Annotated in this window: 11 protein-coding genes; 5 read left to right on the plus strand and 6 right to left on the minus strand. The window is 64.9% G+C overall.

Features of this window, described 5'->3' with window-relative positions; all coding sequences use genetic code 11:
• Window position 1: 1 nt before the first annotated feature.
• Window positions 2-2506, minus strand: a complete 2505-nt coding sequence (locus tag AC25M7_RS11640) for a UvrD-helicase domain-containing protein (RefSeq protein WP_486971076.1) — start codon at window positions 2504-2506, stop codon at window positions 2-4.
• A gap of 187 nt (window positions 2507-2693) precedes the next feature.
• Between AC25M7_RS11640 and AC25M7_RS11645 the strand changes: the two genes are divergently transcribed.
• Complete coding sequence (locus tag AC25M7_RS11645; RefSeq protein ID WP_028691870.1) at window positions 2694-3392, plus strand: pirin family protein; 699 nt, start codon at window positions 2694-2696, stop codon at window positions 3390-3392.
• 131 nt (window positions 3393-3523) lie between these two features.
• Window positions 3524-4258: a hypothetical protein gene (locus tag AC25M7_RS11650; protein WP_062363108.1), complete on the plus strand. Its 735-nt coding sequence runs from the start codon at window positions 3524-3526 to the stop codon at window positions 4256-4258.
• A gap of 82 nt (window positions 4259-4340) precedes the next feature.
• On the opposite strand, the gene gntR is transcribed toward AC25M7_RS11650, so the two are convergent.
• A complete protein-coding gene (gene gntR / locus AC25M7_RS11655) occupies window positions 4341-5360 on the minus strand; it encodes an HTH-type transcriptional regulator GntR (protein ID WP_062363105.1) in 1020 nt (339 codons plus the stop codon).
• A gap of 207 nt (window positions 5361-5567) precedes the next feature.
• Between gntR and AC25M7_RS11660 the strand changes: the two genes are divergently transcribed.
• The 3 genes from AC25M7_RS11660 (at window position 5568) to AC25M7_RS11670 (ending at window position 7979) form a co-directional block, all read left to right on the plus strand.
• Window positions 5568-6107, plus strand: a complete 540-nt coding sequence (locus AC25M7_RS11660) for a gluconokinase (protein ID WP_028691867.1) — start codon at window positions 5568-5570, stop codon at window positions 6105-6107.
• Window positions 6108-6221: 114 nt separating this feature from the next.
• A complete protein-coding gene (locus AC25M7_RS11665; protein ID WP_028691866.1) occupies window positions 6222-7574 on the plus strand; it encodes a GntP family permease in 1353 nt (450 codons plus the stop codon).
• Between the two features lie 105 nt (window positions 7575-7679).
• A complete protein-coding gene (locus tag AC25M7_RS11670) occupies window positions 7680-7979 on the plus strand; it encodes a hypothetical protein (RefSeq protein ID WP_280064128.1) in 300 nt (99 codons plus the stop codon).
• Window positions 7980-8161: 182 nt separating this feature from the next.
• Here AC25M7_RS11670 and AC25M7_RS11675 read toward each other — a convergent pair whose 3' ends face one another.
• From AC25M7_RS11675 to AC25M7_RS11690, 4 genes are all read right to left on the minus strand, one after another.
• The gene (locus tag AC25M7_RS11675; RefSeq protein WP_028691864.1) at window positions 8162-9589 is read right to left on the minus strand and encodes a sigma-54-dependent transcriptional regulator; all 1428 of its coding nucleotides are present in this window, start codon (window positions 9587-9589) and stop codon (window positions 8162-8164) included.
• Window positions 9558-11051, minus strand: a complete 1494-nt coding sequence (locus tag AC25M7_RS11680; RefSeq protein WP_236247967.1) for a sensor histidine kinase — start codon at window positions 11049-11051, stop codon at window positions 9558-9560. The genes AC25M7_RS11675 and AC25M7_RS11680 overlap by 32 nt, the downstream gene beginning before the upstream one ends.
• A 289-nt stretch (window positions 11052-11340) precedes the next feature.
• Entirely contained in the window at window positions 11341-12786 is a 1446-nt protein-coding gene (locus AC25M7_RS11685) for a sensor histidine kinase (RefSeq protein ID WP_062363100.1), read from the minus strand.
• Between the two features lie 147 nt (window positions 12787-12933).
• Window positions 12934-13497 carry a lytic transglycosylase domain-containing protein gene (locus AC25M7_RS11690; protein WP_371877799.1) on the minus strand — a complete coding sequence of 188 codons (564 nt, stop codon included), beginning with the start codon at window positions 13495-13497 and terminating at the stop codon, window positions 12934-12936.
• Window positions 13498-13655: the final 158 nt, after the last annotated feature.

Raw genomic sequence — 13655 nt, forward strand, 5'->3', positions numbered from 1 at the left:
CCTACTGGCCGCGCAGGTCTTCGAAGAAGACCTGCCGGCCGTGTACCTGGCTCGACGCGCGCGGCTGCCCGGCCACCTCGCCACTGGCCTTTTCCACATGCCAGTAGCAATGCCGGACTGCTCGCGTGACAGCCACATAGGCCAGTCTTTGCACCTCTTCCTTCTGCGCCGTGTCGAACGCCTGGGCATCACCCGGCTTACCCAGGCCGGCCAGACGGTAGACCTGGTTCTTGTAGGGCGAGCTGGTCAGGTACTGGCAATCGCCCAGCATGAACACCGTGTCAGCCTGCAGGCCCTTGGCACTGTGATAGGTCAGTTGGCGCAGGCGGCGCTGGCCGATCGGCAAGCTAGAATCAACTTTAACAATCGATGATATATATTGCTCTATCAATAGTTTATCGCTGGATTTTCGAAACAGTATCATGACTGTTTCGCCACGTTGATAGTGCTCGATCACGGTCTCGGCCAGTGCCGCCTCGTCCCGGTCGAAGACCCTCACCGGTGCCAACGGCAATTCAGCCGCCAGCCCTGCGGCCTTGGCCTTCTTGCCAGTGATGGCCGGGGCGCCTTTGACCAGATGCTCGGCGGCATCGATGATGTGCTGCTGGCTGCGGTAGTTCTCCACCAGCATCACCCGCGTGTTGGCGGGTGACGGGAACGCCTTGGTGAACTCCATGAAGTACTTCGGCGAACTGCCGCGCCAGCCGTAGATCGACTGCCAGTCATCACCGACGCACATCAGCGACGAATGCTGCGCCACCCGCCCGACATGCAGGGCCGGCCCACGGCGGCGGATCTCGGCCAGGCTCGCGCGCAGCCAGCTGACGATCTGCGGCGAGACGTCCTGGAACTCGTCGATCATCAGGTGCGCCAGGGGGCGCAGCAACGGGTCGGGCAACAGCCCGAGGTTCTCCGGGTTGTTCTCGCCGAACAGGGCGAACATGCGGTTGTAGGTCATCACCGGCGGCGACTGGCCCAGTAGGTGCGCCTCCAGCGCCTTCCAGTACAGGGCCAGGGCTTCGAAGAAGGTCGCGTCGGTGTCGCCGGACGGGAAGCTCATGGCCGCCACCGCCGCATTCACGTCCAGGCCTAGGTTCTCGATGAAACTGGCCGCAGTGACGAAGGCGTCGAGCAACGGCGCCGGGGCCAGCTCGCCCTTGACCTTGTACTCGAAGCCCGGACCTGCCACGGCATCACCCGCCAGGGACGCCGCCAACCGTTTTGCCGAAGAATAATTATCAAGCCATATCAATGGTTTATCGCAGAAAGCTTGAAACAAAGTGCGCTTTACCGCCCACTCCGCACGCACCGCCAGCTTGGCGCCAGGACGCTGATACTGGCCGCTTTCGGCGGGATCGAAGCCCAGTACTACCCAGGCATCCAGCCCTTCCAGGCGACCATGCACATGGAAACGGCTGCCACGGATCTGCACCGTGTCCCGGCACGGTTCGATGCCCTTGATCGGCCAGGCGCCGGCGGCGAACCACAGGTCCTCGATCACGTCGCACAGCTCTTCGTCGCGCTGGGCCGCCAACTGGGTCACCTGGGCGCGCTTCTGCACATCCGGGTGATCGGGATCCAGCGGTTTGAGCAGCAGGGCTTCCTGGCGCAGCGCACCGATGAGCTGGGCGAAACGCGGACTTTGGCCCATCAGGTCGCGGTAGCACAGGTTGAGCTGCTGGCGCTGGGCATCGTTCAGGCGCAGGTCGAACGGGTTGCTGTCGGCACTGGCCTCGCTTGCCACTGGCACTTCATTGCCCAGGGTCTCGAACGCCCGCACCTGGGCGAATCCCGGCAGGCTGCGCACCAGCGGCAGAATCCGCGAGTGGAAGGTGCGCACCAGTTCGCGCCCCTGGGCCGGCGACAGTTCGACCTGCCACAGGGCGAATACCTGCAGCAGGCGCTGGATGAAGTCCTTGCGCGATTCACGGGTGAACGTCACCACGGTCAGGGCATCGAGCTCGAAGCCCAGGTAATGGCGCAGCAACAGGATGCGCAGCACCAGCGAGGTCGACTTGCCCGCCCCGGCGCCGGCCACTACGCAAGTGGACGGGGTGTCGCTGAAGATCAGCTTCCACTGCGCCGCGCTCGGTTGCATCTCGGCGGGCAGGCGCTGGGCGACATCGGCCTTGAAGCGCTTCTTCAGCTCGGCGGTCAGCGGCAGGCGCCAGTCGTCGAACAGGTTGTCGTCCTGGCCCGGCACAGCGACATGCTCGGGGCGGGTATCACGGATCACCAGGACTTGGCGCCCGGCCTCGTAGCCGTCCACCCGGCCCCGCTCGTAGCCTTCGCGCAGGCCATCGGCATGGCCGTTGCGCTGGCCCGTGGCGTGGCCCAGGAACCAGGAGTCACGGTGCTGCGCCTTCAGGCGCGACAGGCCGCGCCCCAACAGGCGGGCCGCCAGGCGGCGCAGCCACGGCAACTGGGCGGGCGGGGTCAGGTCGGCCGGGGCCTGGGGATGCTCGTGAGGCACGGTCACTCCATTGAGAATCAGAACAGCCGGCATGTTCACCTCATCCGCAAGAAAGTGCCAGCGAATGCTTGTGTATCAGTCAATTAGGCGATGAAGCGCATGTTGATTCACATTCATTCGAATCGAATTAATAGATCATATAAAGCCGATATTTACGCTTTTTATCGATCTTTCAAAACCGCATCATGGCACCATTCCACCGAATCAGAGGAGCAATATCATGCTGCAACTGCGACCCTTCGAAAGCCTTGGCCACGCCAACCACGGCTGGCTGGACGCTCATCATCACTTCTCTTTCGCCGAGTACCATGACCCGGCACGTGTGCACTGGGGCAACCTGCGGGTCTGGAACGACGACCTGATCGCCGCCGGCGCAGGCTTCCCGCCCCATCCGCACCGTGACATGGAAATCATCACCTACGTCCGCGAAGGGGCTATCACCCACCAGGACAGCCTGGGCAACAAAGGCCGTACCGAGGCCGGGGACGTACAGGTGATGAGTGCCGGCAGCGGCATCGTCCACAGCGAATACAACCTGGAGAAGGTCGACACGCGGATCTTCCAGATCTGGATCATTCCCGAGAAGGTCGGCGATGCGCCGTCCTGGGGCACCCGGCCGTTCCCCAAGGGTGAACGTGGCGAGGGCTTCGTGACCCTGGCCAGTGGCCGCGAGGGCGATGAGGACAGCCTGCGCATCCGCACCGACGCACGCCTGGTGGCTGCCACTCTGCGCGCCGGCGAAAGCGCCGAGTACCGCCTCGATGCTGGTCGACGCGGCTACCTGGTACCGGCGAAGGGGCTGATCGAGGTCAACGGGCTCCAGGCCAAGGCGCGCGACGGCGTCGCGATCGAGCAGGAGACGGTGCTGAAGGTGACGGCAGTGCAAGACAGCGAGATCGTGCTGGTCGATGTCGCCTGACCCGCGCGGCCCTTGACCACGGCTTATCGTGAGTCAAGGGTCGCGATATTGCACTTTTTCGCCTTACTGCGCTCTATCCATGGCCAGGCTCCGCCGATCCCCGGCAGAACCGACGACTCCCACCGGTGCCGATGGCCGTACGACAACCCGCCGAGCTTCACCACCGCCTGATGTTGGCCGCTGCCCTCGTGTGCCTGACAGCCTGCACCCAACAGCAGGGGCGCGACATGCTCACCCAGATCGGCAACGGCAAGCCAGACGAGTTGTTCCAGACCAGTGTCGACCGCATGGCTACCCTGGCCATGCGCGACAACCTGCAAAGCTTGTACCTGCTGATGGACAAGCTGTACCTGCGCAACCCCAGCCAGTGGAGGCTGTCGGGCTACCTCGACGCCACCACGGCGGCGCGGCAGATTCGCATCGCCATCGAACAGCGCCAACCACTGCCGCAGTTGGGCGAGCGCCGCGACCTGGCAGCCTTGAGCTACGCCCTGAGCCCGGAGTTTCGCGGCGACCGGGTCGGCGCATTCATCTACGCCATCGGCAGCATGCTGGTCACCGCCCATGGCGGACGCACCGCGTTCTACATGACGGACACCCTGGACCCCTTGTTCATCAACAACGCTGCCCGCAACATCGAGAAAGCCACCTGGATGCTGAGCCAGCGCCAGGATGCCAATGGCGTGCTCTTGCTGTTTTCCAACGAAATTTCCGAACAGGGCAGCAACCTGAGCTTCGCGGTGGAGTTCGGCAAGGTCGTCGCGCGCCTGGACCTGGTGGCGCAGATGCTCGACGAACGCTACCGGCGAATCGGCCTGAACTATGCGCAGAGCCTGCTGCTGATGAACTTCCTGCCAGTGCAGTGACGCGTGTCCGCTGATCGCACGCGCCAGCCCTGGAGCTGTGGTTGAGACAGGGATATCCGGATCGTGCAGTGCCTGTAGCGGCTCAGGAACTCTCTCTCACCATCAGCTCGAACCCCAGGTCCTGTTGCCCGGTGGCCACCCGCTTGCCATCGAGCAATGCCAGCAACGCCTGCGCCGCGCCGCGGCCGACCGCCGCGCGCGGGGTGCGGATCGAGGTCAGGCGCGGGACCATGTGCGCCGAGGCCGGCAGGTCGTTGAAGCCGACCATCGCCACCCGCCGCGGCACCTCTACGCCTTCGCGCAGCGCCTGCAGCACCGCGCCCTGAGCCAGGTCGTCGTTACAGAAGAAGATGCCATCGACATCCGGCGCCTTGGCCAGCAGGCGGCTGAACAGCGTGCCGCCCAGACCGATGGACGACGGCTGCGGATCGAGCATTTCCAGCTCGGGCGCCTGCAGACCGGCCTCGGCCAGGGCCTGGCGGAAGCCCTCGGCGCGTTGCATCACCCGCGGGTCGAGCTGCGCGGCGATGAAGCCCAGGCGCCGCCGACCGCGCTCGATCAGGTGGCGCGCCGCGGCACGTCCTGCCTCGTGCTGGGAGAAGCCCACCGACAGGGCGTCGGCCTCGCCGCCCAGCTCCATCATATGTACGCACGGCACCCGACTGGCGGCGAGCATCTGCCGCGAAGCGTCGCTGCGCTCGAAGCCGGTGAGCAGCATGCCGCACGGCTGGTAGGCCAGGTAGTTGCGGATGAGGTTCTCTTCCTCGGCAATATCGTAGTGATAGTTGCCGATCAGCACCTCCAGCCCACGGGGGCGCATCACCTCGTGGATGGCCTCGAGGGTGTCGATGAACAACTGGTTGGACAACGATGGGATCAACACCACCACCGACTGGCTGCGCGCCGAAGCCAGGGCGCGTGCCGCCGGGTTGGCGACATAGCCCAGGCTGGCCGCTGCGGCCATGACCTTCTGCGCCAGCTCCGGCGCGACCGTGCTGACGCCGCGCAGCGCGCGGGAGGCGGTGATGGGAGAAACCCCGGAAAGCCTGGCGACTTCCGCCAGGGTGGGACGACCGGTAGTGCGCGAGCCAGTGCGGGACATGAGTGTTGTAATTTTACCGCTTGCAGGAATGGGGAACGGTCACTAAGGTAGCGCTGTCTCTGAATGCAGGCAATGCAATCTTGGTAGCAGGCATGCGTTCAGCGTCCATACTGCCAAAGACAAGATCAATAACACCCGGGAGGGTGGCGCATGACGCTCGGTCCGTCCCGACCGAGACAGCGCTATCTCACCCAGCAGGAGGTACAGATGAACCCTTCCCTGTCCGCGATCGTGGTCATGGGCGTAGCCGGCTGTGGTAAAAGCAGCGTCGGCGCCGCCATCGCCACCCGCAGCGGCGGCCGCCTGATCGAAGGCGATGCCTTCCACCCCGCCGCGAACATCGCCAAGATGAGTGCCGGCATTCCCCTGGACGACGACGATCGCGCCGGCTGGCTGGTGCTTCTGGGCCAGGCGCTGCAAGACACCCTGGCCGCCGGCGAGCGCCCGATCCTGACCTGCTCGGCCCTCAAGCGCCGTTACCGCGACACCCTGCGCCAGGCCGTGCCCGAGCTGTGCTTCGTGTTCCTCGAACTGACCCCGCAAGAAGCCGAGAAGCGCGTGCTGGCCCGCCCCGGCCACTTCATGCCGGCCAGCCTGATCGACAGCCAGTTCGCCGCACTGGAGCCGCCGCACGCCGAACCCCTGACCCTGGCCCTGGATGCCACCCGCCCGCTGACCACGCTGGCCGAGGACGTGCACCAATGGCTAAAGCCTTGCGGTGAGCAGGCGCTGGCGCGGACTGCCTGAACCGGCGGTTTTTCCGGCTCACCAAAGACAGCGCTGTCTCCCTGCTTCTCAAGACGCAATGACGCAAGACACGCGACACCAAAACAACAACGAAAAGACCGAGGTTCACGAACCATGTTCGGACTGGCTACCGATACCTTCCTGTTGCTCGACGCACTGGTCACCATCGTCGGGCTCATCCTGCTGATCACCCATTTCAAAGTCCACCCCTTCGTCGCCCTCACCCTGGCCGCGGGCTTTCTTGGCCTGACCTCCGGCATGCCGGTGGCCAAGGTGATGAAGTCGTTCCAGGACGGCTTCGGCGGCGTGCTCGGCTTCGTCGGCATCGTCCTCGCGCTGGGCACCATGCTCGGCAAGCTGATGGCCGACTCTGGCGGCGCCGACCAGATCGCCCAGACGCTGATCCGCGCCTTCGGCAAGCAGAAGGTGCACTGGGCGATGATGTTCGCCGCCTTCCTGGTGGGCATCCCGCTGTTCTTCGAGATTGGCTTCGTGCTGCTGATCCCGCTGGTGTTCATCGTCGCCCGCCGCTCCGGCGTGTCGCTGGTGAAGATCGGCATCCCGCTGCTGGCCGGCCTGTCAGTGGTGCACGGCCTGGTGCCGCCGCACCCGGGGCCACTGCTGGCGATCGGCATCTTCCACGCCGACATCGGCAAGACCATCTTCTACGGCCTGCTGGTGGCCCTGCCGACCGCAGTGATCGCAGGCCCGCTGTTCGGCAACTTCATCTCGCGCTATATCCCGGGCAACCCGTCCCAGGAGCTGATGGACCAGATCGCCCGCGACTCGAACCAGCAGAACCTGCCGAGCTTCAGCGTGACCCTGATCACCGTGCTGCTGCCGGTGGTGCTGATGCTGCTGAAAACCTTCGCCGACGTGGTACTGCCGGCCGAGCACATCGTGCGCCAGTGGATGGACCTGATCGGCCACCCGATCACCGCCCTTCTCGCCGCCCTGCTGCTGGCCTTCTACACCTTCGGTTCGGCCCGCGGCTTCAACCGCCAGCAGATCATGAAGATGCTCGACCAAAGCCTGGCGCCCACCGCCGCCATCGTGCTGATCGTCGGCGCCGGCGGCGGCTTCAAGCAGATGCTGGTGGACACCGGCGTCGGCAACGTGATCGGGCAGATGGCGGTGCAGGCCGAGATCTCGCCGATCCTGCTGGCCTGGCTGGTGGCGGCGGTGATCCGCATTGCCACCGGCTCCGCGACCGTGGCCACCATCACCGGCGCCGGCATCGTCGCCCCGGTGATCGACCTGGTGCCAGGGGTGAACCGTGAACTGCTGGTGCTGGCCACCGGCGCCGGTTCCTTGATCCTGTCCCACGTCAACGACGCCGGGTTCTGGCTGGTCAAGCAGTACTTCAACATGACCGTGGCCGAGACCTTCAAGACCTGGAGCATGATGGAGACCATCCTTTCGGTGGTCGGCATCATCTTCATCATGTTGCTGTCGATGGTAGTGTGACCGTTGGTCGCCGTCATGGCACCTTGCTGACGGGCCACAGGCCCAAGTGAGACAGAGGCCCTGCGCAGGCAGGGCCGCTTTCTCCGTCGCAAAGGAGCCTGCCCCATGAAACACGCCTTCCTCCTCGCCGCCCTGCTCGCTTCGCCCCTGGCCTTGGCCGCCGGTACCGGCGCCACCTACCCTGACGATCCGCACAATCCGGCGCCACAGCCGGGGGTCGACAGCACCCTCAACCCGATCGAGAAGCCCATGCCGCGGGACACCGACCCCCGGATCAAGGGCAATGACCCGGAAAGTCCGCCAGCCGAGCAGAACGATGATCGTGATCTGCCGGGGATGGGCAGTAGCGGGTCGGAGGGAATGGGGCGTGACGGGGGTGGGTCAGGGAGCAGCGGTAAGCCTTGAGCCCATAACGCTACTCGGTCCCGTAGAAGTGGCCTTGCCGAGGCGTCGGACCGGTCGGAAAGGGGTGCGAAGCGCCCCCAGGATTCGTTAATCAAGCTGATATCGCCAGGGCCGCTGTGCGGCCCATTCCGACCGGTCCAACGTCTCGGCAAGGCCGCCACACATCGATCGCGCTGAGCTGGTCACCACTGCCGCTTGTCCGGTCGGGTCAGGCCGAGTTTTTCGATCTTGTAGCGCAGCATGTCCCGCGACAGTCCCAGCAGCCGTGCCGACTTGGTGACGTTCCAGTCAGTGCGATCCAGCGTGCGGCAGACCATGTCGCGCTCCATATCCGGCAGGCTGGCGGTACCCGGGGGCTCGTGGCGCGGCGCTTCGAACGCCAGCACCTGCGCAGGTTGCGCCTGGGGCTCGTCGACCAGGGTCAGGCACAGGTTCAGCTGATGAGCGCCGATTACCTCGCTGGGCGCCAGCAGCACCGTCTGCTCGAGCATGTTGCGCAGTTCCCGCACATTGCCCGGCCAACCGTAGCCCAGCATCAGCGCCTCGGCCTCGGCCGAGAAGCGCAGGTTGGGCTTGCCGTAGCGCCGCCCGTGGTGGGCCAGGAAATGCCGCGCCAGGCGCAGGATATCCTGCCCGCGGGCATACAGGCGCGGCACCTTGAGCGCGATGATGCGCAGGCGGAAGAACAGGTCGCGGCGGAACTTGCCCTGCTGGACCATCTGCTCGAGGTTGCAGTTGGTGGCACTGATCACCCGCAGGTCGACCTTGCGCTCCTTGACCGCGCCGATCCGGCGGATGGTCCGATCCTCCAGCAGCTTGAGCAGCTTGGCCTGCAGCACCAGGTCCATCTCGCCGATCTCGTCGAGGAACAAGGTGCCGCCATCGGCCGCCTCGACCAGGCCCACACGACGCTCCTTGGCATCGGTGAAGGCGCCCTTCTCATGACCGAATAGCTCGGCCTCCAACAAGTTGGCAGGAATCGAGGCGCAGTTGAACTCGATAAATGGCCCCTTGGCCCGACTGCCGTCGAAATGCAGGGCGCGGGCCACCAGTTCCTTGCCGGTGCCAGTCTCGCCCTCGACCAACACCGGCGGCAGGTCGCCGCTGGCCATGCGCCGCTCGGCGTCGAGCAGCTGGCGCAGGGTGTGCTTGAGTTCGAGCATGGCCGGCGACTCGCCGATCAGCGCCTGCAGCCCGGACTTCTGTGCTTCGCGTTCCTGGTAGAACGACAGCGTGCGTTCCATGCGCTCGGCCGCCAGGGCCTTGTCCAGCATCAGCTTGAGCTCGGCCAGCACCACCGGTTTGGTCAGGTAGTGGAACGCCCCCTCCTTCATCGCCAGCACCGCGTCCTCGACGTTGCCGTAGCCGGTCATCATGATCACCTTGAGCTCCGGCGCCTGCGCCACCAGCGTGCGCAGCAGGTCGTGTCCGCTCATGCCGGGCAGCGAGTTGTCGGTCAGCACGGCGTCGGGCCGGGCGCGCTTGATCTGCTCCAGCGCCAGTTCCGCACTGTGGCACACCGTGACCTCGAAGCCTTTCAGGCCCAGGTAGGTGCGAATGTTGTCGGCGAGGATTTCATCATCCTCGACCACCAGGATGCTGTGCTCCATGGTCCCCTCCCGCTGCAATTTTGAAAGTCAGGCTGACGCGGGTTCCTTCCTCTTCGCGGCTGGTTAGCTCGACCGCGCCGCCAAAGCGCTCCATGATCCGCTTGACCAGGGCCAGGCCGACACCCAGGCCGCCCTGCTTGGTGGTGAAGAACGGCTTGAACACCATGCGCCGTTGCTGCTCGTTCATGCCCTTGCCGGTATCACTAAGCTGCAACAGGGCCTGCTGGTCCTCCAGCTGGCGCACCTCGGCGCGCAGCTCGCCGCCCTGGGGCATGGCCTCCAGGGCGTTGGCGAACAGGCTGTTGAGAATCTGCGTCAGTTGCAGCGGCTGGCTGGCCACCCATTGTGTTGACGGCCCCTCGAAGGCGAAGCGCACGCCGTTGCGCTCGATCTGCGGGGCGAAGGTCTGTCGCGTATCCTCGATGGCCGCCACCAGGTCCACTGACTCGGGCTCGTCGCTGGCCGGGCGCAGCGATACCAGCAGGTCGCGGACCCAGCGCGACATGCGATCGACCTGGGTGATGATATCGCCGATATTCTTCTGCGCCGCCGGGCTGGCGATGTCCTGCGCAAGCTCCGCGCTGGAGCGGATATTGGCCAACGGGTTGCGCAGGCTGTGGGCCACCGCCGAGGACATCTCGCCCAGGGCCACATAGGTCTCGCTGGCCACCAGGCGGTCCTGCTGGTGGTGCAGCAGGCTGGCGGCGCGGCGCACGATCCAGAACAGGCCGAAGTAGATCAGCGCCCCGCCGACCAGGGTCGAGGCCCAGATCAGCACGTAGCCGCGGTGGATGCGCCGCACCAGGTCCTGGGGTTCCTTGTAAATCTCGACCATCGCCAGCACCTGCTCGCCCTGGCTGTCATACAGCGGTATGTAGTTCTCGATGAACAGGTGCCGGGGCTCGCGCTGAAACTTCTGCTCCTCGCGCTCCTCATCGGCCTGGTGGTAGCTGGCCGATACTGACTTGCGCGAATGGAAGGCGCGCTCCAGGTCCGCGTCCTCGTCGATGCGCTTGCCAATCAAGTTGGGGTTGGTCGACCAGACCACCAGGCGGTCGCGACCATAGACATTGGCCAGCAGGGTGTCGGGCAGGTGTTCGATGTGGTCAAGGAACTCGACCCGGGTCGACTCGGCCAGTTGTGGGGTGAACTGCAGGTGTTGCTGGTCCATACGCGGGTCAAGCAGCTCGCCCATGGTGATGCCGGGCGGCAGCTGCGAATGGCGCACCTCCGCCTGGGCCATGGCCTGGATGAACTGGGCAGTGAGCATGGCGTCGCGTTCAACGCTGTCACGCACCACGAAACGCGTCGAGACATATCCCAACCCGCCGGCGACCGAGGCAATAATCAACAGGCTGACCAGCGAGAACCAGCGCAGCAGGTTGAACTCGCTCAGCGGCGCGGCCAACCCAGAAGCGGGACTGCCGGGCTTGTCAGAGGCATCATTGTCGAGCGTCTGCATTGCGTCGCTCCCGCCTGGGGCCGATGAAGGCTATCGGCATGCCATTGCTACCGATGGTAGCAAAGTGACTCCATTGAGGCCGGGCGGACGGTGCCGCCTCAGGCTTGTATCAGGTGAAGCAAAAACTCGGCCAGCCTATAAATTATTTTATTTTCCCTTACAAATCATATGCTTGGATAGATTTATTAATGTTAAATATAGAAAAATCCCCCAACTCTGGGGAATCTTTACCCAGAAAAAATAAATAGTTAAAAAACAATAGGTTAATAGGTATTCCTACAGTTGATAATCACATAACGGCGACACGAAAATTCAACAACACCCGTGTCCCCATCCCCTCGCGACTGCTCAACCGCACCGAACCACCAAAGCACTCCATGATCCGTTTGACCAGCATCAGCCCCACGCCCACGCCACCCTGCTTGGTGGTGAAGAATGGCCGGAAGGCCATGCGCTGCTGCTGCTCATTCATGCCCTTGCCGGTGTCCGAGAGACGCAGGCTGAGGGTGCGGCGGTCGTGGCGCACCACCTCCACGCGCAGCTCTCCACCCGCCTCCATCGACTCCAGGGCGTTGGCAATCAGGCTGTTGAAGATCTGCCCGAGCAAAGCCGGTTGGCCCAGCACCCGGGCCGTCGGCAGCTCGTCCATGACCAGACGCACCCCCCTCTGCCGCAGCGCCTGGTCATGGGCCAGGAAGCTGTCGCGCACGGCCTGCGCCACATCCACCGGCACGGCCTCGTCACCGAGCGGGCGCAACGACTGCAGCAGCTCACGCACCCACTGCGACATGCGGTCGACCTGGCTGATGATGTCGCTGATGTTCTTCTGCGCCGGGCCATCATCGAACGCCTGGGCCAGCTCGGCGCTGGAGCGGATGCTCGCCAGCGGGTTGCGCAGGCTGTGCGCCACCGCCGACGACACCTCGCCTAGGGCGACGAAGGTTTCATTGCCGATCAGCCGCTTCTGCTGCACCGCCATCAGGCGCGCAGCGCGGCGCATGATGCCGTACAAGCCGACGTAGACCAGCCCGGCGCCCACGGCGATGGCCAGCCAGATCAGCAGCAGGCCGTGCTCGATGCGCACGATCAGGTCGTGGGGCTCCTTGTAGATCTCGACCATGGCCGTGACGTTTTCGTCGTCGGCATCGAACAGGGGAATGTAGTTCTCGATGAACAGCTCCTCGGGCGGGGTGACGAACTTCTGCTCGCTGCGCGCCCGCTCGAAGTCGTGGTAGCTGGCCGACACCCGCATCTTGTACGCGAAGGCCCGGTCGAGGTCGTCGTCGGACTCGATCAGTTTGCCGATCAGCGCCGGGTTGCTCGACCAGATCACCGTGCGATCGGGGGCGTAGATGTTGGCCAGGAGTATGTCCGGCAGATGGGCGATATGGTCGAGGAACTCACCCCGGGCACGGCGCCGGGCCTCGGGGTCGACGTCCGACAGGGCCTTGTCGGTACGCGGGTCGAGCAGTTCGCCCATGGTCCGCACGTTGGGGATCGCCACATGACGTACTTCGGCATCGGCGATGGAGGTGATGAACTGCGCGGTAAGCAAGGCGTCGCGCTCGACACTCTCATTGATGATGAAGCGGCTGGAGATCAGGCCCAGGCCGACACCCACCGAGACGATGACAGCCAGGCTCACCCAGGCGTACCAGCGCAGCAGGTTGAACGGCTTGCGCGCCGGGGCGGTCTCGGCGGGCAGCAGTGTGTCGGGACGGGGGGCGAGGTCCATGGCTGGCTCCGCGGCTGGGCACCTTTAGAGGTTATAGCCCAGAGTTGGGGAAACCATGGGGTGTCGGTCGTGCTAATAGTCGCATGAAGGCTGCCAGGTGCTCGCCGCGAGCCTTGCAGCGCCTTTGAGATCGAGCGCCGGCCGCCCTCAAAGCGGCGCATCCTCAGCCAGTCCGCGCAGCAACCGATACTCTCGCAAGACCGCCGGCACATACCGCCGCGTCTCGGCAAACGGCGGCACCACCCGCCCCCGGCTGAGCACCGCGTCGGGCCCGGCATTGTAGGCCGCCACCGCCAGGGTGATGTCGTTGTCGAACAGCTTGAGCATGCGCTTGATATAGCGCGCCCCGCCCTGCACGTTGGACGCCGGGTCCAGCACATCCGCGACACCCATCTCCTTCGCCGTGTCCGGCATCAGTTGCATCAGCCCCGCCGCCCCCTTGGCCGAACGGGCCTTGGGGTTGTAGCCGGACTCGGCCTTGATCAGCGCATGCAAGAGCGCAGGCGACACATCGTTGGCCAGGGCCGCGGCCGCCACCAGGTCGGCATAGGGCCGCCCGGTGACCAGCTGGGCGTTGACCGGCCCGCCAGCCAAGCCGCTCTCCTTGATCACCCGCTCATAGTGCCGTCCTGGCCGATGCACGTTGGACAGCACGAAGCCGCCCTTGCCATCACTGGCGATGTAGATGTCGGCCTGGGCGCCGAGCGCCATCAGCCCCGCCGCCAATCCCAGGATCAGTCCACGCATGTCGGTCACCTCCCGCCGCACAAGAACAACAGTGGCCCCCGATGTGGGGAAAATGGCCCGTCGAATCGGGCTTTTCGGCTATGACGCAAGCGCCGTGCCGCCCGCCAGCGCTCATGGCGCAA

It is taken from the genome of Pseudomonas sp. P106(2024) (assembly GCF_057480815.1).